Raw genomic sequence first — 20467 nt, 5'->3', positions numbered from 1 at the left:
CACCTCACGCGCGCCAGCTCATGCGAACCGTCAAGCTTGAACACAACGACGACACCGTCCTCGATCCCACGGATTCCCAACTGGTCGCGCGTGGCTCGCTGCTGCTCGACGGCCACGAATGCGGCACCTGGGAGCAACGCCGCGACGGCACGTGGAGCGCGCGGTTATCGGCATCGGGTGAAACCATCGTGGAAGCGGGCCGTAAGCAGTTGATCGAGCGGCTGGCGCTCATTCCTCTTTAAACCGGTTCCTTCATGTATCTGTCGATTCTGGCTGTAGGCATTGGCGGCGCGCTCGGTTCCCTGTTTCGATGGTTCCTTGGCCTGCGTCTGAACGCCGTCTATCCCAATCTCCCGCTCGGCACGTTCGCGGCGAATGTCATAGCCGGATATGTGATTGGCGTTGCGGTGGCGTGGTTCGCGCGTTTCCCCGACATATCGCTGGAATGGCGGCTTTTCATCATCACCGGTTTGATGGGCGGTCTTTCCACTTTCTCGACGTTCTCCGCCGAAGTCGTCGCGCATTTGCAGCAAGGGCGCTACGGCTGGGCCGCGGGAGAGATCGCGATACACGTGACGGCGTCGGTCGTGATGACCATTTTGGGTATCGCCACGGTGTCTCTCGCGCGCTGAAGTTCACCATGGGCATTGCCATCCGCCGCTACGAAGCCTCTGACCTCGACGCGGTGATCGACGTGTTTCTGCGTGCGATCCGCGAGATTGCGTCGCGCGATTACGACGCGGCCCAGGTCGATGCGTGGGCGCAGGCCGACCGTACTGTGTGGTCCCGGCGGCGTCTGGATCGGCCGACATGGGTTGCGGTCGTCAACGGCGGGATTGCGGGATTCAGCGATCTTGAAGGCAGCGGGCATATAGACATGCTGTTCGTCCATCCGGACTGTCAGCGGACCGGCGTGGCGAGCGCGCTGCTCGGTCAGGTCGAGCGTGAAGCGCGGGCGGGTCATCTCGCCTTCGTCACTACCGACGCCAGCACTACAGCGCGCCCGTTCTTCGAAGCAAATGGTTTTGAAGTGGTCAGGACGCAGGTCGTGGAAGTACGGGGCGCGCGCTTCACCAATTTCCGGATGCAAAAGCGTCTGAATCCGGTATAGACAAGTGCCGTAAGGAATAAGCGGATTTAAAGCTTAAGGTGATTCCCGCCTTGTTGCAGTGCCTTTGTTTGTTTAGACTTAGTTGAAACTTGTATAGACAGGATCGCTTAAATGGACGCTGCAACTACAGCATGAGTACGCCCGCGTATCAGGAAATCAAGGATCACATTCTTACGCGCATTCATGCGGGCGAATGGAAGGAGGGCGATCAGGTGCCGTCCGAAAATGAACTCGCACGCGAATTCAAAGTGGCGCGAATGACGGTCAACCGGGCGTTGCGCGAACTGACCGCCGAGCAGATCCTCACGCGCGTGCAGGGCGCGGGTACGTTTGTCGCGCAACCTAAATACGCATCGACGCTTGTCGAAATCCGCAGCATTTCCGACGAGATCATCGGGCGCGGCCATGCACACCGGGCGGAAGTCATGCATCTCGGCGCATCGATACTCGACGAGCGCCTGGCGCTGGAAATGCATCTCACCGAAGGCAGTCCGGTATTTCATTCGCGCGTGCTGCATTTCGAAAACGATCTGCCCATTCAGCTGGAAGAGCGCTGGGTCAATCCTGCGCTTGCGCCGGAATATGCGCGCCAGGATTTCACGCTGATTACCCCGAACCAGTATCTGATGGTCGCCGCGCCATTGCAGCGCGTTGAATACCGGATTGAAGCGGCGCTGCCGGACGAGGCGACGGGTATGGCGTTATCGATGAAAAGCGGCGCGCCGTGCCTGATGCTGCATCGGCGGACGTGGTCGCGGGATGCGGTGGCGTCGGTGGCGAATCTCTGGCATCCGGGCGACCGTTATCAGTTCACCGGGCATTTCTGATTTTTGGCGAGGTTTGCCAAGAAAGGCGGGGATTCTTGTTGAATATGACATTACTGCCATATTCAGACGCTCACGCATGTGAGCCTCAACGAAAAATCAGTTATTTTCGGCAATAATTACTCGAATTAAAGTGATCTTCCTGATTTCTATCGAAACTTCTTCACCATTATTGCGAAACGAACAATGATGTTTCGCGTAAATAAGGGTTTTCCCTCTAGTGCAGGAAGCATAGACTTCATACATCCGAAACGAATTCAGAAATTGCTGATTGAGTTCTGAAACCGTTTCGAGACGACAAACAAAATACTGGAGGTTTCACCATGTTCAAGTCACTTATTCCCGCAGTTGTTATCGTGTCGGCACTCGCCGCACCGACGTTCGCATTCGCTCAAACCAGCGATAACAACGGCCCGGTCACGCGCGCTGAAGTGAAGGCGCAACTGGTTCAACTGGAAAAGGCCGGCTACAACCCGGCGGGCGACCAGATCAACTATCCGGCCAACATCCAGGCTGCTCAGGCGCGTGTGGACGCACAAAACCAGGCAGCAACGTCGTATGGTCCGTCGACGAGCGGCACATCGGCAGCCGGCGTTCGCGGTTCTGCTCCGGTGCAAAACGCTCCCGGCTCGGTTTTCTTCGGTCACTAAGCCGATTGGATCGAACAGCGGTAATTTAGCAAGGCGGCGCGAGGCCCATTCACCGGCTTGACGCACCACATAAAAAAACTCGCCCTCCGCACGAACGCGGCCGGCGAGTTTTTTTTGTTTCTTTTTACTATTCCGGCGACTTCGCGCCGCACGCGCGGATCACGAGCTTGACGACTTCTTCGGTGGCGGTATCGAAGGCTTTCTGCGATAACGCGCGCTTGCCCTTCAGCGCGCGAATCTGCGCATCGAAATCCGCGTAATGCTGGGTGGTCGCCCAGATCATGAACAACAGGGTTTGCGCGTCCGTTGGCGCGAGCAGTCCGCGTGCGACCCAGCGATCTATCACGACCACGCGTGTGTCGAGCCATGGCTTAACGCGTTCGGTCAGGATGTCCTGCATATGCACCGCGCCGTGAATGATCTCGCTCGCCCAGACTTTCGAGCCAAGCGGCCGGCGGCGCGATAACTCCATTTTCGTGCGGACATAACCGCTGATGGCTTCGACCGGGTCATCGCTGGTTTCGAAGGTATCGGCTGCCCGATGCCAGTCATCGAACAAATCTTCCAGTACCCGCCGATACAGCGCGAGCTTGGTCGGAAAGTAGTAATGCAGGTTGGCTTTCGGCAAGCCGGCGCGCTCCGCGATCATCGCCGTACTCGCACCTTCGAGTCCGCGTTCGGCGAATACCGCCTCCGCGCACGCCAGAAGATGCGCTTCATTGGTCTCGCGAATGTGCGCCTTGCGCCGCCGCAATGGAGCGGGCGCCACGTCGTCTTTGGGTGCCCCGGCTGTCGCTTCGTCGTCTCTCATCATTGTCCTCGGATGGCGCTGCGCGCCTCATTCTATTCGGTTTGCCGCCCACGCTGCACAGCGTATTCGCGAGTACGCGCGCGCTCTGCTGCGTCGCAATGGCACGCTTCTCGCTCTGGCTTTCGAACTATCGGAAACCCCGAAAGACATTGATTTGCAAATATTAATCGGCTACAACCTGTCCAGTTGGACAGGATTTGCAAAGCGATAACAACCGGATATTGGACGCTGCTTAAAGACGCGCGCAAGCTGCACAGCAGACGTGCGCAAGCGCCCCAAAAGCCGACGCGCATGCACCATATACGTACCCACATTCGAGCACTACGCCAAGGAGAACGCGACATGAACGCGGTGACTGATTCAGCGCTGGATACATCGATCCGGGTCAACGGCAAGCGCCTGTGGGACAGCCTCATGACGATGGCGAAGATCGGCGCGACGCCCAAGGGCGGCGTGTGCCGCCTCGCCCTCACCGATCTCGACAAGGAAGGCCGCGACCTGATCGTGAGCTGGGCGAAGGAGGCCGGCTGCACGGTGACGGTCGACCAGATGGGCAACGTCTTCATGCGTCGCGCGGGACGTAATCTGGAAGCCGCGCCGGTCGTCACGGGCTCGCATGCGGACTCGCAGCCAACGGGCGGCCGCTTCGATGGCATCTACGGCATTCTTGGCGGTATAGAAGTCATCAGGACACTGAACGATCGCGGCATCGAGACCGAGCATCCGGTGGAAGTCGTGATCTGGACCAACGAGGAAGGCTCGCGTTTCGCGCCCGCCATGGTGGCCTCGGGCGTGTTCGCGGGCGAATTCACGCTGGACTACGGCTTGTCGCGCAAGGACGTGGATGGCAAGACGATTGGCGAGGAGCTGGAGCGCATTGGTTATGCCGGCAGCGAACCTTGCGGTGGCCGTAAGCTTTACGCGGCGTTCGAGTTGCACATTGAACAGGGGCCGATTCTCGAAGCGGAAAACATGACGATTGGCGTAGTCACCGACGCGCAAGGCCAGCGCTGGTACGAGATCACACTGACCGGACAGGAGGCGCATGCGGGTCCCACGCCCATGCCGCGCCGCCGCGATGCGTTGCTGGGCGCGTCGCGGGTGGTTGAACTCGTGAACCGCATTGGACTGGATCACGCGCCGCTTGCGTGCGCGACGGTCGGCATGATGCAGGTCCATCCGAACTCGCGCAACGTGATTCCCGGGCGGGTGTTTTTCACAGTCGATTTCCGTCATCCGGACGACGCCGTGCTGGCGAAGATGGACGCCGCGTTGCGCGAGGGCGTGGAGAAGATCGCAAGCGGCATCGGGCTGGAAACCGGGCTCGAGCAGATTTTCTACTACGCGCCCATCGCGTTCGATACCGCCTGCGTCGCGTCCGTGCGCGCCGCTGCCGAGCGGTTTGGTTATGCGCATCGCAACATGGTGTCGGGTGCGGGACACGATGCATGTTATTTGTCCAAGGTCGCGCCCACGTCCATGGTCTTCGTGCCGTGTGTCGATGGCATCAGTCACAACGAGATCGAGGATGCGTCGGAGGAATGGATCGAGGCGGGCGCCAACGTGCTGCTTCACGCCATGCTGGAACGCGCCGGTCAATAAGAACCGCGCTCATAAACAATCCCCACGTTCAGGAAGGACGCGTATGACCATGAAGCCCTCCGGCGAGCCGTTCGGCGAGCCATTCGGCGACATAGCCTCGAACAGGCTGTCGCAAGAACAACTGGCGTGTGAGTTCTCAGACGTTGCGCCATTGCTGGATGCCACCGCGGCCGCGGCTGCGTCCAGCCGTTGCCACTATTGCTACGACGCGCCTTGCATCAATGCGTGTCCTACGAAGATCGATATTCCCAGCTTTATCCGCAAGATCGGCAACGGCAACCTGAAGGGCGCGGCGCTCGACATTCTTTCGGCCAATCCGCTCGGTGGCATGTGCGCCCGGGTTTGTCCCACGGAAATCCTCTGCGAAGGTGCGTGCGTCCGCAATCATCAGGATGACAAACCAGTTGCGATCGGTGCCTTGCAACGGCACGCAACCGATTGGGCGATGAGCCGCGGCGAACCGCTGTTCAAACGCGCCGCCGAGACAGGGCGTCATGTGGCTGTCGTGGGCGCGGGGCCGGCCGGCCTTGCATGTGCGCATACGCTCGCGCTTGGCGGGCATCGTGTCACCATTTTCGACGCATTGCCCAAGCCTGGCGGCCTGAACGAGTATGGAATCGCCGCATACAAGGTCGTGGAGGACTTCGCGCAGCGTGAAGTCGAATGGCTGTATTCGGTTGGCGGCATTGAAGTGAAAAACGGCGTGATGCTTGGCCGCGACGTCACGCTGGATACGCTTCGCAAGCAGCATGACGCGGTATTCCTCGCCATTGGCCTGGCCGGCGTGCGTGCGCTCGAAGTGGAAGGCGAAATGCTGCATGGGGTGTACAACGCGGTTGATTTCATCGAACAGGTGCGTCAGGCCGATGACCTCGCGAGCGTGCCGGTTGGACGTCGCGTGGTGGTGATCGGCGGCGGCAATACGGCTATTGACGCCGCTGTGCAAAGCCGCAAGCTTGGCGCGCAAACCGTGACCATGGCCTACCGGCGCGGCGTGGAAACAATGGGCGCAACCTGGGCCGAGCGCGAGTTCGCACAGCATAACGGCGTGTCGATCATCACGCACGCGAAGCCCGTGCGTTTATTGAACGCGGGTGATCAGGTGACGGGCGTCGAATTCGAAAACCCGCACGGCGACCGGTTCGTGATCGAGGCCGACATGGTGCTCAAGGCGATCGGGCAAACCCTCGTCTCCGATGCCATGGAAAGCGCCATGCTCACACTCGACGGCAGCCGCATTGCAGTGGACGCCAGCGGCCGCACAACGCTTCCGGACGTCTGGGCAGGAGGCGATTGCGCGGCGCATGGCGGTATGGATCTGACGGTGCAGGCCGTGCAGGACGGCAAGCTCGCGGCACAAGCCATCCATGCGTCCTTTGCAGCGACGGCCATCAAGGCTGCTTAAAAAATATCCCACGATAACGGAGCCAGCCCATGGCCGATCTTCGCAGCACGTTTGTTGGCATCACATCGCCGAATCCTTTCTGGCTCGCATCCGCACCACCCACCGACAAAGCCTACAACGTCAACCGCGCGTTCGAGGCGGGCTGGGGCGGCGCGGTCTGGAAAACGCTGGGCCTCGATCCGCACGTGGTGAACGTGAGTTCCCGTTATGGCGCGGTCCAGTGGAACGGCCAGCGCATCGCGGGGTTGAACAACATCGAGTTGATCACGGACCGTCCGCTCGATATCAACCTGAAAGAAATCAGGGAGGTCAAACGCGACTGGCCGGATCGCGCGCTGATCGTCTCCCTGATGGTGCCGTGCAACGAGCGCGACTGGAAATGGATCCTGCCGCTCGTGGAAGACACGGGCGCCGATGGCGTGGAACTGAATTTCGGCTGTCCGCACGGCATGAGCGAGCGCGGCATGGGCGCGGCGGTCGGCCAGGTGCCCGAATACGTAGAAATGGTCACGCGCTGGGTCAAGGAAGGCACGCGGTTGCCATGCATTGTGAAGCTGACGCCGAATATCAGCGATATCCGCACGAGCGCGCGGGCCGCGTACAAGGGCGGGGCGGACGCCGTGTCGCTCATCAATACCATCAATTCGATCGTCGCCGTCGATCTCGACGTCATGGCGCCCATGCCGACAGTCGACGGCAAGGGCACACATGGTGGATACTGCGGCCCGGCTGTAAAACCGATTGCCTTGAACATGGTCGCTGAAATTTCGCGTGATCCTGAAACGCCGGATTTGCCCATCTCGGGAATCGGCGGTATTTCGACGTGGCGCGACGCCGCCGAATTCATGGTGCTGGGCGCGGGCAACGTGCAGGTCTGCACGGCCGCGATGCACTACGGGTTCCGGATCGTCGCCGATCTCGCCGATGGCCTGTCCAACTGGATGGATGAAAAAGGCTACGCCACGCTCGACGATATTCGTGGACGTGCGGTGCAGAATGTCACCGACTGGAAATACCTGAACCTGAAGTACGACATCAAGGCGCGCATCGACCAGGACAAGTGCATTCAATGCGGTCTTTGTCACATCGCTTGCGAAGACACCGCGCATCAGGCGATCATGCGCGAGAAAGACGGCAAGCGCCATTTCGAGGTGATGGATTCCGAATGCGTCGGGTGCAATTTATGCATGCATGTGTGTCCGGTCGAGCAATGCATCACCATGGAACGCGTGGACGCGGGCGACTATGCGAACTGGACGACACACCCGAACAATCCGGCGCGCGTGGCCGCGGACGTTGAAGAAAGCGTCAAGGCCGCCTAGCGTTCAGAAGTTTTCGATAAACAGCGCTTGTCACCCAACGTCCCCAGACGGCCGACGCCCGAAATGAGTTACAAACCGATCCGGGCGCGGACCGCAACGATCTTGAGGAGATCAACCCGATGAAGCAGACAGCGCATTCCGTCGACCCGCAGTTCGCGGCCGGCGCCAGCAGCAGTTTATATAACGACGACCTGGCGCCGACCAGCGCCGCGCAGCGCACCTGGAAGTGGTATCACTTCGCGGCGCTCTGGGTTGGCATGGTGATGAACATTGCGTCGTACATGCTCGCCGCCGGCCTGACCGAAGAGGGCATGTCGCCGTGGCAGGCGGTGATAACCGTGTTGCTCGGCAACATGATCGTGCTCGTTCCCATGCTGCTCGTGGGCCACGCGGGCGCCAAGCACGGCATTCCGTACGCCGTGCTGGTGCGCTCGTCCTTCGGGACGAAGGGCGCGCGACTTCCGGCCTTGCTGCGGGCAATCGTTGCGTGCGGCTGGTACGGCATTCAGACGTGGCTGGGCGGAAGCGCCATCTATACCCTGCTCAATATCCTGGCCGGTAACACGACGCACGGCGCGCCATTGCCTTTTCTCGACATCTCGCTCGGGCAACTCGCGTGTTTCCTGTTCTTCTGGCTGATCCAGCTTTACTTTATCTTGCGTGGCACCGACTCCATCCGCTTCCTTGAAAGCTGGTCCGCGCCGATCAAGATTGTCATGTGCCTCGCGCTCGTATGGTGGGCGACATCGAAGGCGGGCGGTGTGGGCGCCATGCTCGCGCAGCCTTCGCAGTTCGTGGCGGGCGGCAAGAAGGAAGGTTTGTTCTGGACCACATTCTGGCCGGGACTCACCGCCATGGTCGGTTTCTGGGCCACGCTTGCGCTGAACATTCCCGACTTCACGCGATTCGCGCGCTCGCAAAAAGACCAGATCATCGGGCAATCGATCGGCTTGCCGGCGCCCATGGCGCTGCTGTCCGTGATCTCGGTCGTGGTGACGTCGGCGACGGTGGTGATCTATGGCAAGGCGATCTGGGACCCGATAGATCTCACGAGCCGCATGACGGGCATAGGCGTGGGCGTGGCGCTGATCATCCTGACGCTCGACACCATGAGTTGCAATCTCGCCGCGAATCTCGTGGGTCCCGCGTATGACTTTTCGAGCCTGTGGCCCAAGCGCATTTCGTATCGCGTGGGCGGCATGATCACGGCGTTGATCGCGATCGTCATGATGCCCTGGAAGATTCTCGCGACCACGCAGGGATATATTTTTACGTGGCTCGTGGGGTATTCCGCGTTGCTCGGACCGGTTGCCGGCATTCTGATGGTCGACTACTTCCTGATCCGCGGAACGCGGCTTGACACGCGCGAACTCTTCGATGAAAACGGCGAGTACAGCTACACCGGAGGATGGAACATGGCGGCCGTGGTCGCGCTGATCGTGGGCGTCTTGCCGAACTTGCCGGGCTTCCTGCATACGGCATTTCCCGCATCGTTTCCCAACGTGCCAGCGTTTTTCAACACGCTCTATACCTACGCGTGGTTCGTGGGACTGGCGCTTGCGTCGATTGTGTATGGCGCATGGATGAAGATGGGCAAGAGCCCGACGGCGCGCGTGGTTCGCGCCTGAGATTTAACGGGATTCAAAACAGGACTTCACAGGAGACAGGCAGATGACGATCCTGATTCGTGGCGGCACGATCATAGACGCCGAGCGCACGTATCGTGCGGACGTGCTGTGCGCAGACTCCAGGGAGGGAGGCACGATCCTGCAGATCGGGCTCGACCTGGATGCGCCGGCGGGCACCGAAACCATCGATGCATCCGGGCAATATGTAATGCCCGGCGGGATCGATCCGCATACCCACATGGAGCTGCCGTTCATGGGAACGACGGCCAGCGACGACTTTTATACCGGCACCGCGGCGGGTCTGTCGGGAGGCACCACGAGCATTATCGACTTCGTGATTCCAAGTCCGAAGCAGCCGCTCATGGAAGCGTTCAGCGAATGGCGCGGCTGGGCGGAAAAGGCATCGGCGGATTATGGCTTTCATGTGGCCGTGACGTGGTGGGACGAGTCGGTGCATCGGGACATGGGCACGCTCGTGCATGAGCATGGCGTGTCCAGCTTCAAGCATTTCATGGCCTACAAGAATGCAATCATGGCCGACGACGAAGTGCTCGTGAACAGCTTCGCCCGCTCGCTGGAACTGGGCGCATTGCCGACCGTGCACGCCGAGAACGGCGAGCTGGTCTTTCAGCTTCAGAAGCAGTTGCTTGCGAAAGGCTTCACAGGACCGGAAGCGCATCCGTTGTCGCGGCCGCCCGAAGTCGAGGGCGAGGCGGCCAATCGCGCGATACGGATTGCCCAGGTGCTGGGCGTGCCCATCTACATCGTGCATGTATCGTCGAAAGATGCTGTCGATGTCATCACGCGTGCGCGCAGCGAAGGACAGCGCGTGTTCGCGGAAGTGCTGCCGGGGCATCTGGTCATCGACGAATCCGTGTATAGCGATCCCGACTGGACCCGTGCGGCCGCGCACGTGATGAGTCCGCCGTTTCGAACGAGCGAGCATCGCGAGGCATTGTGGCGCGGCCTGCAGTCCGGGCAACTGCATACCACGGCGACCGATCACTGCGTGTTTTGCGCTTCGCAGAAAGCGATGGGGCGTGAGGATTTCACGCGCATTCCTAACGGTTGCGGCGGCGTGGAAGACCGCATGGCGATTCTCTGGCATTACGGCGTGAATCAGGGACGTCTTACGCCAAACGAGTTTGTGCGCGTGACGTCAACCAATGCCGCGCAGATCTTCAATCTGTTCCCGCGCAAGGGCGCGGTGCAAGTGGGCGCCGATGCCGATCTGGTTGTCTGGGACCCGGCCGCGAGCAAGACGATCTCGGTGAAGACGCATCATCAGAAGGTGGACTTCAACGTGTTCGAAGGCTTGACCGTGCAAGGTCTCGCAACGCATACGCTCACGCGCGGCGCGCATGCGTGGGCCGATGGCGACCTGCGTGCCGTCAAGGGCGCGGGGCACTATCTGAAGCGTCCGCCAAACGGCGCTTACTTCGATGCAACGCGGATTGCCAATCACTTGAAAGAGCCGCATCCGATTCATCGCGAGGGGGATAAGGTCGTGAAGGCGGCTTGAGATTCACGAGGGATTCCGGGAGCCGGCGCCTCTGTGCGCCGGCTTTTTCACGCCGTGATTTCATCGTGCGCCGTGATCTTCCGATACGCAGCAACCTTGTTCACGACATACTCGGCGTCGCGCGCCACGCCCGAAAAACGTCCCGAACCCCATGTGTGCAACCACGGCAAGCCAACGAAATAGATGCCGTCGACCGGTGTAACGCCGCGCGTGTGGGCGGGGTAACCACGGCCATTGAAGATGGGCGCGTCGAGCCAACTGAAGTCTGGCGTAAAGCCGATACACCAGACGACTGAACCAATACCACTCGCCTGAAGGTCCAGCGTGGTGCGTTCTTCAGCAGGTGACCATATGGGTTCGTAGCGCCATCCCGGCGGTGCATCGATACCGTTCTTTTCAATAAACGCATCGATTCCCGCGTTGATGCCATTGAATGTCTGGTCGGCGCAGTCGAGATTCTCGGTGAGGTTTGGCGCGAAGTGCAGCACGCCGTCCCGCAAATCCTGCAATCGGCCATACAGTTCCATGCCTTCGGCGGCGAACTTGCGCAGGTCGATATCGCGTCCGCCATCACGGCCGGTCACGTAGTGATTGGTGTTGTCGCGTACGCCTTCGCGCAACGGATGCTGCTCCACGGGCATGTCGTAGTACTTCATGTCTGCAAGCCAGTCGACCACGTCACGGCCCCTGTAGAAGCGTGCGCATCGCGGCGCTTCGCCTACGGCGAGGATCACCTTTCTTCCCGCGAGATGTAGGTCCTCGGCAATCTGCGCGCCCGACTGGCCCGAGCCGACAACAAGCACGGCGCCGCCAGGCAGTGACTGCGGATTTCGATATTCCGACGACTGCACCTGCATGATCGAACGCGGCAGCCGCTCGGCCATGCGCGGCACGATCGGCGTGTGATATCCGCCCGATGCAATCACGATCTGGTCCGCTGTGAACTGCCCCTGACTGGTCGACACGCTGAAGCCGCCTTCGTCATTCCTCACGACCCGCTGAACTTCCGTATGCTCCATGACGGGCGCATCGACGGCCTTAATGAAGCCGTCGAGGTACGCAACGATCTCGTCCTTTTTCATGAAACCATGAGGGTCGTCGCCAGCGTACGGATAACCAGGCAATGCGCATTGCCAGTTCGGCGTGACAAGGCAGAACGCATCCCAGCGTTGCGAGCGCCACGTGTGCGTGATGGTGTTTTTTTCCAGCACGAGATGATCGATACCCGCCTGCTTGAGATAGTAGCTCGCGGACAGACCTGCTTGTCCGCCGCCCACTACTATCACGCTGTAGTGCGTCGTGTTCGCTGATAGGTGCGACATGATGCGTCCTCGATAAAAAATGGCGGCGCTCAGACGAGCGCGATGACCTTGACCCGGGCGTCGGGTTCGTCCATGAAACGTTCTGCGTCGACCTCGATTTTCGCGAGCTGGTCCATGGCTGCCGAGCACGCGAAGCCGTACTTCTCACGCACGCGTTCGGATGCGATGTTCAATGCTTCGCGCGCACGCAAGAGGAAGTCATCGACGGGATAATCCTGGCCTGGCGTGAAGAAATCGCTGACGACCTGGGAAGGCGAATAGCAGTTCTCTTCGCTGTTATCGGGCCACTGGATTCGAAAGTGCATGACCGGCATGGCGGGTTCCTGAAGTGTGTTGAGAGTGCGGCTTGCAAGCAAACTGCCATAGATGTCGAGATGCTTTCGCGCCGACGCTTGCCAGCTCATGCGCGCAAGCAGCGCGGGCACGGCGTGCGTGAAATCGGTCTGATGACGGCCACGGATAACGCGCTCAAGGGCGTCTGCAATCGATGCAGCATCGGTGGGCGTTGCCCAGCAACAGGTTGTGTCGTCGAGATATTCGGTGAACGGCGCAATGCGGGACGCCACCACCGGCGTGCCGCTTGCAAGGGCTTCGAGCACGACGAGGCCGAAGCCTTCACGTAGCGAAACCATCGCGAGGACGTCGGCCCGGCGGAACAGCGCTGGCATGTGCGCGTCGTCAAGTGGTCCTGTTACTGTCACCGCATGGTCGAGGCCAAGCGCCGCCACGCGTTGCATGAAGGCGAGCGCGTATGCGTTGTGGTCAAGCAGACTTGCACCGCCCGCGATTACAAGTCGGGCTTGCGGGAAGCGTTGAATGAGTTCCGCGAATGCGTCGAGCAGCGTGGCTGTATTCTTACGGGCTTCAATGCCGCCAACGGCCAGGACAACCGGCGATCCGTGGATATCCAAAGCCGCGTCCTGAGGTGTGCGCTGGGCGGAGTAACGTGACAGGTCGACACCATTCGATATCATGACGGCATCGATTCCGTACGTGTCTCGCATGACGCGTGTCCACATCTCGCTTACGCACAGCACGCGATCCGCATCTCTCCATGCGCGCGTTTGCCACGCGGCGAGGCGCGGGTTGTCGAAGTGGTCCAGATGGTGAACCGTGCGGATAAAACCCGCTATTGCTCCTTCTTCCCTGAGTTCGGCGAGCGCGTTCCCGCTGATGCTGTCTTGTGCGTGCAACACGTCGAAGCTGCCAGGATCGCAAGCTTTCAAGCTGGCCTTCAAGGCGCGCAGACGCGCATCCACCATGGCCACCGTGTTCTGCTGCGAGCCTTCGATGGTGGCGAGAATCACCCTGCATGGCGGCTCGCGAAAGAGCGATTCTCCCGGCGCTGCAGGCGCGAAGATCGTGACGTCGTGGCCTGCTTCCACAAGCGCGCTGGCAAGTTCGAGCGCGTGCACCACGCCGCCGCGCGGATTGACCGAATGCGTGGTGAGAGCGACGCGCATTACGTCGTTCCCCCTGACGTTATGAACGCTTCATCCTCGAAGTTCCATAACTGCGCTGTGTCGTCACCATCATGAAGCGAGACCTTGCGCGAGGCGTTCACGGTGCCGATCACCGCGCAGGCGAGCTCGCGTTCCCTGAACATCTGTTCGACGCGCGTAACGTTTTCTTCACGCACGGACATCACAAAGCCGAAGCTGGGAAACGCGGTCAGCCATCGCAAGCGCTCGACCCCAGCGGGCGCGGGCAAGCGTGATAGATCAATGCTTGCGCCAACCCGCGAGCATTCCAGCAGCATCAACGCCGTGCCCAAGGCTCCGGCCATGCTGATGTCCTTGGCGGCATCGCAGAGACCGCTTTCTGCAAGTGTGGAAAGGATTTCGAGGTCCGCACGCAAGCGTTCTGCAGGCGCACCCACCGACGCGTTCCAGAACGGATAGGGATCTTCGAAGCGACCGCGCAGATCGACCGCCATCATCAGACGATCGCCGGGCCTCGCGTTGAAACTGGACAGCAATTTCTTCGCGCGTCCAAGAATCGATACCGCCAGTTGCGCCTGGTCGCTGCGCGTATTGCTATGTCCGCCCACAATGGGCACGCCATATGCCTGCGATGCCGCCGCCATGCCGGCAAGCACATCTTCGGCACGCTGCAAGCCGTCACTCCAGAGCGCGTCGACTACGGCAACGGGGCGGCCGCCCATCGCGTAGATGTCGCTGACGTTGACCATCACGCTGCTGTAGCCCGCGAACCACGGCATGTCGCGCACGAAGTCGCTGACCATGCCTTCGATGGCGAACAGCAGGTAGCCGTCGCCGTCGGGAATAGCTGCGCAGTCGTCGCCATTGGCAATGGCCGAAGACGAACCTGAACCGTGCCGCGCAAGCGAGGACATCACGCCGGCTATGTCCGTCTTGTGGCGAAAGCCGCGCGTCTCCCTCAGCGCCGCGACGAGGCCGGCCACGTTCATGCGGCGCTCCGCGAGGACGAATAGTGTGTCACGAAACCGCTATGGGGCGTGATGCACGGCGGGTAAAAATCGAGGTCTGCGCGCATGAGATGATGCGGCCGTCCGTGCATAAGTTCCTCAGACAACGTGGTCCAGTGCAGCGAATGAAACAAGGGCGCGTTCTGGCTCTGCACGTGCGCGAGGAAGGTCCTGCATCCCAGCGCATGCGCGCTGCTGACTGCAAGCCTGATCAATGTCGCGCCGATCTTACCGTGGCGCCGGAACGCCGCGTGCACCGCGAGCCGCGAGCCGGTCCAGACGTCCGGTTCGTCCTCGTGAATCCGCACTGTGCCGACCACCTGTTCCGGCATTCCGCCTACGCAGCTCACAGCTACAAGAAGTTGTGCGCGATCATCTATTTCATCGCGGTCATCGCCTGGAAAAATCCCTTGCTCGACGCAGAACACCGCGCGGCGCAGCTTGTACGCCTCACGCGCCTCCCACGGCAGCGTGATCCACTTGATCGTGTAGCTGGCGGGCATGTAGAGCCGGGCGAGGTCTTCGGTATCGGCGAGCATGGTTCAGACCTCGTAGGACGACAGCGACGAACACGCGCCGCATTTGCCGCAGCCCGCCTTGATATCGCCCGAACGCATGCCGCCTGCGGACACCATTGCGCCGAGCGGCTGCAGCACGGACTTCATGAATTCGGGCGAGGGCGCGGGATGATCTTCGAGCGGCGTGCCGCTGATCGGCACGAACGGCACCACGAACGGGTACACGCCAATATCAACGAGTTCACGCGATATCGACAGAATGGCTTCAGCGGTGTCTCCCAGCCCCGCGAGAATGTACGTGCTCACCTGGCCGCGACCGAACACGGCGACGGCCGCCCTGAACGATTCCATGTAGCGCGAGATCGGCACGCTCGCCTTGCCCGGCATGATCTGTTCGCGCAGCGCGAGCGTGACCACTTCGAGGTGCATGCCGAGCGTATCGATACCGCTTGCACGCATGCGCTCGAACCACTTGTCGTCGTCGGGCGGTTCGCATTGCGCCTGGATTGGCAAGTCGACCGCCGCCTTGATTGCAAATGCACTCTCGCACAGGATCTGCGCGCCGCGATCCTTCGTGGATGGCGTGCCGGTGGTGAGGACCATATGCTTGACGCCGTCGAGCAGGACCGCTGCGCGCGCGACTTCCGCCAACTGCTCTGGTGTCTTGCGCGCGATCGTGCGGCCCGCTGCCAGCGACTGGCCGATCGCGCAGAACTTGCAGGTCTTCTTGCGGCTTTCGTAGCGGATGCAGGTCTGCAGGACCGTTGTCGCGAGCACGTCGGACCCGTGCAAGGTCGCGATGTGCGAGTAGGGCACGCCGTCGAAGGTTTGCATTGCGTAGAAACGTGGCGCCTTCGGGAAGCTGATATTCGCGATGGGAATGGCGCCACGCAGCAACGCGCTGCTGCCGCTTGCATCCGGCGCGGACGCGACGAACGGCGAACGCCATGCCGTGCTGGTATGCACCGGCACCATGATCGTCACCCCGTCGATGGTCACCGCCTTGTGGTCCGACGGCCCCGCGCCGCCGCGCCGGCTTGCCACGCTGACGCCCGCGCCAGGATCGGCAAGACGCAAGCCTGCCGATTGCAGTTCAGTCATCAATTGCCGGCTCGTGGCCGACAGTGTCTCGCTCGCGTTCGCGTTCAAGATGCAATCCCCCGGTTGAAGGTGAGAAGCTGTTCATGGGAGCCGACGTAACGGCGGGCCGGTCGTTGATCGCAAGGCTCAGTAATTCGGGCCGGGCGTAGTGGCCGACCGAATCCATCATGCGTTTGCGCTTGGTGATGAGGGACATGTCCAGGTCGGCGATCACCAGACCTTCGCCTTCGCGCAATGGTGGCGCGAGATGCTGGCCCTCGGGCGAGATGATGGCGGTGTTGCAGCCGCCGCGAAGGGCCTTCTGCAAACCGGGCTCGCTCGTGATGGACTCGATCTGCGATTCGGTTAGCCATCCTGTTGAATTGATCACGAAGCAGCCGGACTCCAGCGCGTGGTGCCGGATGGTCACTTCGATCTGTTCGCCGAAGATGGGACCGACGAGCGAGCCGGGAAACTGGCTGCAATGAATCTCTTCGTGCTGCGTCATCAGCGCGTAGCGCGCGAGCGGGTTGTAGTGCTCCCAGCACGCGAGCGCGCCCACTCTCCCGATACTCGTTTGCGCCACCTTCAGGCCCGCCGCGTCGCCCATGCCCCAGATCATTCGCTCGTGAAACGTGGGCGTGATCTTGCGGCGCTTGAGAAGCAGCTCGCCGGTTGTGTCGAAGATAAGCTGGGCGTTGTAGAGGCTCCCATGATCGCGCTCGTTCACACCGAGCACGACGACCATGCCGTGCCGGCGTGCCCGCTCGGACACTGCGTGCGTAACCGGGCCTGGCACCGTGACGGCTTCGTCGTAGAGCCGCATATGCTCGGCTCCCGACGCAACCGGCGTCCGCACGAATGAAAAGTACGGGTAGTAGGGCAAGAAGGTCTCGGGGAAGACAATCAACTGCACGCCCTGGCGCGCGGCTTCGTCCAGTGTTGCGAGGACTTTCTCGAGCGTGCCGCCGGGCCGCTCCAGATCCGGTGCGATCTGGACCGCGGCGGCACGGACGATTCTCTTGTCGGGCATGGTCATTCCGTGGTCGTGAGTTGCAAACGATGTCAGACGGTCCACGTATTGATGATCAACGCGCCGTCTTTTCTATGCAGCAACTGGATGTCGAGCACGTCGAGCGGGCTGATGGGCTTGATGCCTTCGATCAGCGACGCCTCGCCCTGGCCATAAAGCGCCTGCAACGCGAAGCGGCATGCGTAGACCTTGCCGCCTTCTTCCATGAACTTCTGGATCTGCTTGTTGAAGTTCAGATGGCCGGGGAATGCTTCGTCTCCGAGCGTGGGAAAGCCGCGTTGCAACCCGAGCGTCACGCCGGGACCATAGAGCAGCACCGACGTCTCGAAGCCCTTGCGCAAGAGCCGCGTGGCCTGCAGCAGATTCACAAAGCCGATGGAACCTTCGAAAGCGACGGTATGAAACGTCACCAGCGCCTTTTCGCCTGGGGCGGCCTTGACGTCTTCAAATACCTTCTCTTCATAGTCGACAAGATAATCGCCTTTCTTGTGCATCGGGATATTGACGGCAGGCATTCTAATCTCCATTAAATAGACGATTTAATACATCGATAATCATGGGTATCCGGTTTTTTAATCGATACCCGACAGACGGCTTGCAAGGAAGATAAATGCAACGGGCATGCCATTGAATCGCTGTGTTAATGCGATCAATACCCGATCATTCAGACGATCAGGACTCGGCGGGGGCGTAAATATTTTCAGAGGATGCGCTGGAGGCCTTGTCGGGCATGGGATCAGGCCCGGGGCAATGTTCCGGGCGCACCAATACGGGCGGGATTTCCTGGTGCAGCCGCTCCCTGCTGGTGCAATAAACGCTCAATCCGTGCATTGATTGGCCATCGGGCGATTCATCATGCGATCATCCAATGCAATCAACTTATTTTTTTCGATGCGCCTCGTGCTATCGTTTTTAAACCGCATCAAATCAGAGATCGTTTCATGACCAGTCTCACTCATCACTGGATCAGAAAATTGACAGAAAGCCGCAAGCCGGCTTATTTGCTGATTCCGGAATTAATCGAAGAAGATCTGGCCAGCGGGCGCTTGCGTCCACGCGACCGGTTGCCGGGTTTGCGTGATCTAGCTGATGAACTGCAGCTCAATTACACGACTGTCGCACGTGCCTACGCCGAAGCGCGCAAGCGAGGTCTGCTCGATTCGCGTGCGGGAAGCGGGACCTTCGTTCGCGGCAGGACGGCGACGCTGCCGTTGTCGGGCGGAAGCAGTGTCGAGATGACCATGAACATGCCGCCCGAACCCGCCGAGCTTGCCGCCCGATTGCGCGAGTCGGCGGCGCGTCTTTTTGCGGCGACCGATCCTTATCGTCTGCTGCGGTATCAGGATTTCGGCGGGACTCCTGACGATCGCGCAGCCGCAACGCAATGGCTTAAGCGGCGTTTCGACGACTGCGATGAAGACAAGGTGCTCGTTTGCCCCGGCATTCACAGCGCTCGTGGCGCTTGTCTCGCAGCTTGCGCGGCCGGGCGGCATGATCTGTCTGGATACGCTGGCGTACCCCGGCATCAAGGCAATCGCCGCGCAACTCGGCGTGCGTTTGCAGGCGCTCGCGCGCGACGACGACGGTCCGCTCGCTCACGCATTCGAAGCGCTGTGCAGAAGCGACAAACCAAACGCGTTCTATTGCAATCCGACCATCCAGAACCCGAGCACGGTCACGCTTTCATCGAAACGACGCGAGGCGCTGGCCGACGTTGCGCTGAGATACAGCGTGCCGATCATCGAGGACGATGCATATGGCATGCTGCCCGTGAACGCACCTGACGCAATGGTCTCGTTCGCACCGGATCTGACGTATTACGTGACGGGTTTCTCGAAGAGCTTTGGCGCGGGGCTTCGGGTCGCCTATATCCGCGCGCCATCGTCGCGGCGCGCGCAGCATCTTGCCGGCGCATTGCGCGCAACCACGGTCATGGCGAGTCCGTTCACCATGCTGCTTGCCACGCAATGGGTGAGGGACGGCACCGCCGACCTCATGCTCGACGCCATTCGGGCCGAATCCGCCGCGCGACAGGAAATCGCATCGCGCGTGTTGTCGAAATGGAAGTTCGACGCTGATCCCGCCGGCTTTCATTTCTGGATGCCGATTGATTCCGCGTGCGGATGGCAAGCGTCGGAGCTTGCCCTGCAGTTGCGTTCGCAAGGGATTGGAGCGGTGTCCGCCACGGCGTTTGCAACCGACGGCAATCCGCCCGAAGCTATTCGCGTATGTCTTGGCGGACCGAAGAACCTGGATGAATGCGAAGACGCGCTAAGGCTGATAGCGGACACGGTCGAGCATCCGCATCATCTGCACCTGCCCGTCATGTGATGCCGGAAGTCGTGTCAAGCAGACGTAATGCGCTCTTGCTACGATGCGGCCTGTCCTTTTCAATCGCTCGCCCCAATGCGGAACTTCCGGCTTCTTTGTTTTTTCGCGAGCGCGCTCGCGGCTGCGTTTCTTGCTACGGCGTGTGCCGGCAATCCCAATGCGCTATGGCAGATCGTTCACAACTCATGTGAGCCGGCCGCGCGCGGGGCAGACGTGCCGCAGAAGTGCGTCGATGTCGATGCGGCTCAAGGCTACGCGGTGCTCAAAGACATCAACGGTATTGCGCAGTATTTGCTGATTCCGACAAAGCGCATTGGCGGCATCGAAAGTCCTGAATTGTTGAGCGCAGACTCGCCGAATTACTGGCGCGCCGCATGGGAATCGCGACGCTTCGTTACGGCGAAACTCGGCGAGCAATTGCCTCGGGACGAACTCTCGCTCGCGATCAATTCCACCAGCGGGCGTTCGCAGAATCAGTTGCATATCCACATAGATTGCCTGGCGCCCGATGTCGTCGATGCGTTGCGCGAACAGGGCCCGAAGATCGGTACGCAATGGTCTGTGTTTCCCACGCCGTTGCGCGGCCATGCATACAGGATCAGGCGCATTGATGACGCCACGCTCGATTCCGTCGATCCGTTCAAGTTGCTCGCGGCCGATGTTGCGAGGGAGGGCGGCAAGATGGCGGACCAGACGTTGTTGCTGACCGGCACGACCACGCCCGAAGGCAAGCCTGCATTTTTCCTGCTCAACGATCACGTGCGCCGGGCGGAGGGCGACTTCGCATCGTCGGAGGAGTTGCAGGATCACAGTTGCGCGATTGCACGCAAACACTAGGTTAAACGTGGCCGTCGATTGC

General features: G+C 60.7%; 19 protein-coding genes and 2 pseudogenes. 12 read left to right on the top strand and 9 right to left on the bottom strand.

The genetic code is table 11. From position 1 onward, the window contains the following. Positions 1–20: 20 nt before the first annotated feature. From AWB64_RS17640 to AWB64_RS17620, 5 genes are all read left to right on the top strand, one after another. Entirely contained in the window at positions 21–242 is a 222-nt protein-coding gene (locus AWB64_RS17640; protein WP_060856718.1) for a hypothetical protein, read from the top strand. A gap of 12 nt (positions 243–254) precedes the next feature. Further along, positions 255–632 carry a fluoride efflux transporter CrcB gene (crcB, locus tag AWB64_RS17635; RefSeq protein WP_060856717.1) on the top strand — a complete coding sequence of 126 codons (378 nt, stop codon included), beginning with the start codon at positions 255–257 and terminating at the stop codon, positions 630–632. Positions 633–640: 8 nt separating this feature from the next. Then, on the top strand, positions 641–1111 hold the full coding sequence (locus AWB64_RS17630) for a GNAT family N-acetyltransferase (RefSeq protein ID WP_060856716.1): 471 nt from the start codon (positions 641–643) through the stop codon (positions 1109–1111). 131 nt (positions 1112–1242) lie between these two features. Then, the gene (gene hutC / locus AWB64_RS17625; RefSeq protein ID WP_060856715.1) at positions 1243–1938 is read left to right on the top strand and encodes a histidine utilization transcriptional repressor HutC; all 696 of its coding nucleotides are present in this window, start codon (positions 1243–1245) and stop codon (positions 1936–1938) included. Between the two features lie 320 nt (positions 1939–2258). After that, complete coding sequence (locus AWB64_RS17620; RefSeq protein ID WP_060856714.1) at positions 2259–2585, top strand: DUF4148 domain-containing protein; 327 nt, start codon at positions 2259–2261, stop codon at positions 2583–2585. A gap of 127 nt (positions 2586–2712) precedes the next feature. Here AWB64_RS17620 and AWB64_RS17615 read toward each other — a convergent pair whose 3' ends face one another. Continuing rightward, positions 2713–3396, bottom strand: a complete 684-nt coding sequence (locus tag AWB64_RS17615) for a TetR/AcrR family transcriptional regulator (RefSeq protein WP_060856756.1) — start codon at positions 3394–3396, stop codon at positions 2713–2715. A gap of 342 nt (positions 3397–3738) precedes the next feature. On the opposite strand from AWB64_RS17615, the gene AWB64_RS17610 reads away from it, so the two are divergent. The 5 genes from AWB64_RS17610 to hydA all read left to right on the top strand — a co-directional run bounded on the left by AWB64_RS17610 (position 3739) and on the right by hydA (position 10875). Beyond that, on the top strand, positions 3739–4998 hold the full coding sequence (locus tag AWB64_RS17610; RefSeq protein ID WP_060856713.1) for a Zn-dependent hydrolase: 1260 nt from the start codon (positions 3739–3741) through the stop codon (positions 4996–4998). A 43-nt stretch (positions 4999–5041) separates the two neighbouring features. Beyond that, a complete protein-coding gene (locus AWB64_RS17605) occupies positions 5042–6403 on the top strand; it encodes an NAD(P)-dependent oxidoreductase (RefSeq protein WP_060856712.1) in 1362 nt (453 codons plus the stop codon). Between the two features lie 29 nt (positions 6404–6432). Further along, positions 6433–7725: an NAD-dependent dihydropyrimidine dehydrogenase subunit PreA gene (gene preA / locus AWB64_RS17600; protein WP_060856711.1), complete on the top strand. Its 1293-nt coding sequence runs from the start codon at positions 6433–6435 to the stop codon at positions 7723–7725. A 119-nt stretch (positions 7726–7844) separates the two neighbouring features. Continuing rightward, positions 7845–9353, top strand: coding sequence for an NCS1 family nucleobase:cation symporter-1 (locus tag AWB64_RS17595; RefSeq protein ID WP_060856710.1), 1509 nt, complete (start codon positions 7845–7847; stop codon positions 9351–9353). A 43-nt stretch (positions 9354–9396) separates the two neighbouring features. Continuing rightward, positions 9397–10875, top strand: a complete 1479-nt coding sequence (hydA, locus tag AWB64_RS17590) for a dihydropyrimidinase (RefSeq protein ID WP_060856709.1) — start codon at positions 9397–9399, stop codon at positions 10873–10875. Positions 10876–10922: 47 nt separating this feature from the next. On the opposite strand, the gene AWB64_RS17585 is transcribed toward hydA, so the two are convergent. From AWB64_RS17585 to AWB64_RS17555, 8 genes and pseudogenes are all read right to left on the bottom strand, one after another. Beyond that, positions 10923–12197: an MSMEG_0569 family flavin-dependent oxidoreductase gene (locus AWB64_RS17585; protein ID WP_060856708.1), complete on the bottom strand. Its 1275-nt coding sequence runs from the start codon at positions 12195–12197 to the stop codon at positions 10923–10925. Between the two features lie 29 nt (positions 12198–12226). Beyond that, positions 12227–12511, bottom strand: coding sequence for an MSMEG_0570 family nitrogen starvation response protein (locus AWB64_RS31940; protein ID WP_167353927.1), 285 nt, complete (start codon positions 12509–12511; stop codon positions 12227–12229). 27 nt (positions 12512–12538) lie between these two features. Next, positions 12539–13660 (bottom strand): annotated as a pseudogene (locus AWB64_RS17580) (MSMEG_0565 family glycosyltransferase); the annotation flags it as partial. After that, complete coding sequence (locus AWB64_RS17575) at positions 13660–14628, bottom strand: sll0787 family AIR synthase-like protein (protein WP_060856707.1); 969 nt, start codon at positions 14626–14628, stop codon at positions 13660–13662. The pseudogene AWB64_RS17580 and the gene AWB64_RS17575, both read right to left, overlap by 1 nt. Beyond that, positions 14625–15185 (bottom strand): MSMEG_0567/Sll0786 family nitrogen starvation N-acetyltransferase, encoded by a 561-nt coding sequence (locus tag AWB64_RS17570; protein WP_060856706.1) that lies wholly within the window; start codon positions 15183–15185, stop codon positions 14625–14627. The genes AWB64_RS17575 and AWB64_RS17570 overlap by 4 nt, the downstream gene beginning before the upstream one ends. Positions 15186–15188: 3 nt before the next feature. Beyond that, positions 15189–16265, bottom strand: coding sequence for an MSMEG_0568 family radical SAM protein (locus tag AWB64_RS17565; protein WP_060856705.1), 1077 nt, complete (start codon positions 16263–16265; stop codon positions 15189–15191). Then, positions 16258–17277, bottom strand: coding sequence for a Nit6803 family nitrilase (locus AWB64_RS17560; RefSeq protein WP_060856704.1), 1020 nt, complete (start codon positions 17275–17277; stop codon positions 16258–16260). The genes AWB64_RS17565 and AWB64_RS17560 overlap by 8 nt, the downstream gene beginning before the upstream one ends. Positions 17278–17309: 32 nt before the next feature. After that, positions 17310–17792: an MSMEG_0572/Sll0783 family nitrogen starvation response protein gene (locus AWB64_RS17555; RefSeq protein WP_056365868.1), complete on the bottom strand. Its 483-nt coding sequence runs from the start codon at positions 17790–17792 to the stop codon at positions 17310–17312. Positions 17793–18218: 426 nt separating this feature from the next. Between AWB64_RS17555 and AWB64_RS17550 the strand changes: the two are divergent. After that, positions 18219–19608 (top strand): annotated as a pseudogene (locus AWB64_RS17550) (aminotransferase-like domain-containing protein). A gap of 75 nt (positions 19609–19683) precedes the next feature. Beyond that, a complete protein-coding gene (locus tag AWB64_RS17545) occupies positions 19684–20445 on the top strand; it encodes a CDP-diacylglycerol diphosphatase (RefSeq protein WP_060856703.1) in 762 nt (253 codons plus the stop codon). The last annotated feature ends 22 nt before the right edge of the window (positions 20446–20467 follow it).

Origin of the sequence: Caballeronia sordidicola, assembly GCF_001544455.2 — a bacterium.
In the GTDB taxonomy this organism is placed as follows: Bacteria; Pseudomonadota; Gammaproteobacteria; order Burkholderiales; family Burkholderiaceae; genus Caballeronia; species Caballeronia sordidicola.
This window is presented reverse-complemented; position numbering and strand designations above follow the sequence as displayed.